Raw genomic sequence first — 1771 nt, forward strand, 5'->3', positions numbered from 1 at the left:
CAACCTGGATTCCCGCAACTCCTCACTAGGTTGCCACTAGAAAACACTTAAAAACCGCATGAAATCAGTGCTTTCAACCCATTGCGTATTGATTTCAAGCTAGTGATGTGTTATAATTACATCACTAGGAGGTGTGTGAAATGGCTATTATAAACCACTTTGATAAAAGAAGCGGGAACACTTATGTTTATGAATCCATCTCCTATTGGGACAAGGAAAAGCAGCAGCCACGTTCCAATAGGACTCTCATCGGCAAGATAGACAAGGAAACCGGAAAGGTAGTTCCGACAGATGGCCGTGGAAAAAAGCGTAACCAAGTCGCTTCTGACATAAAGTCTAAGCAGGGACCTGTTCCTATAGAATCAGTAAAACGCAGGTTCTGCGGTGCAACCTATCTGTTTGATGAAATAAGCGATAAGCTTGGTATTACAACGGATTTAAAGAGCTGTTTTCCTGATACATATAAACAGATCCTTTCAGTAGCATATTACATGATTCTAGAAGATCATTCTCCATTATCTCGTTTTGAACGCTGGGATGATATACACAAACATCCTTACGGAAAGAATATTTCCTCCCAAAGGAGCAGTGAACTCTTTGCCTCTATCACGGAGGAACAAAAGAATAAATACTTCTCCTTTCAAGGCAGGCGTCATGCCGAAGATGAATATTGGGCTTACGATACTACTAGCATCTCCAGCTACTCAGAAGTCCTAAAACAGGCACAGTATGGCAAGAACAAGGAAGATGACCGACTGCCACAAATCAATCTGGCACTAGTCTTTGGCGAGAAAAGCGGACTGCCATTCTACTATCGTAAGCTCGCTGGAAATATACCTGATGTGAAAACCGTACAGAATCTTTTATGTGATCTATCTACGTTAGGCTTCGACAAAGTAAAGCTTGTCATGGACAGGGGCTTCTATAGCGAAGCAAACATAAATGCACTGCTTAAAGAACACCTCAAATTTATTGTTGCTACCAAGGTATCCCTTTCCATTGTAAGAGTGGAACTTGATAAGATATATGATGAACTGGCCACATTCCCAAATCTCAATGAGCAGTATGATGTATATTCACAGACTGTCACGACGGAATGGGATTACGTCCAGGAACGTCCATATAAAGGTGATGTCCTCCGGGACAAGCGCCGGGTTTACATCCATTTGTACTATAATATCGATAAATCCGCTGAGGATCAGCGAAACTTTGACAGAAAACTACTGACCTGTAAGCGGGAACTGTTGAGCGGACAACGCATCAAAGAACATGAATCCTTCTACAAGAAATACTTTGAAGTGAAGGAAACACCAAAGCGTGGGATACAGGTTGAGGTAAAGCAGGATGCCATCAATCAGGCGAAACGTTACTATGGATACTTCGCATTCTTATCAAACGAGAAGATGGATTCCATTACAGCACTCGAGCTTTACCGCAACAAAGATGTGATTGAAAAGGCTTTTGGCAATCTTAAGGAGCGCCTTAACATGCGACGAACCTTAGTCTCATCTGAAAAGAGTCTGGATGGAAAACTGTTTACTGCGTTTGTCGGATTGGAGATTTTATCCTATATCAAACTGCATATGCAGCAAAAAAAACTCTTTTCTGATTACACTCTTCAGTCGTTCCTCGATAAATTGGATGTAATCGAGTGCTTCGAAAATCCTGGTTATGAACTACGCATAGGCGAAGTTCTCGAGAAACAGAAAAAACTATATGAAGCAATGGATGTCCTGCCACCTGCCTAGTGATGTGTGGCGGGAATCCAGGT

At 42.0% G+C, this 1771-nt stretch carries 1 protein-coding gene; it reads left to right on the forward strand.

Annotated features, from left to right (window positions below):
* Window positions 1-140 precede the first annotated feature (140 nt).
* Window positions 141-1748: an IS1634 family transposase gene (locus BJR36_RS19895; RefSeq protein ID WP_091237169.1), complete on the forward strand. Its 1608-nt coding sequence runs from the start codon at window positions 141-143 to the stop codon at window positions 1746-1748.
* The last annotated feature ends 23 nt before the right edge of the window (window positions 1749-1771 follow it).

It is taken from the genome of Anaerobium acetethylicum (genome assembly GCF_900096945.1).
Classification (GTDB): Bacteria; Bacillota; Clostridia; order Lachnospirales; family Lachnospiraceae; genus Anaerobium; species Anaerobium acetethylicum.

What these genes read in the sequence shown, in the direction of transcription:
- BJR36_RS19895 (WP_091237169.1), top strand. Translation starts at nt 141, where the DNA reads ATGGCTATTATAAACCACTTTGATAAAAGAAGCGGGAACACTTATGTT.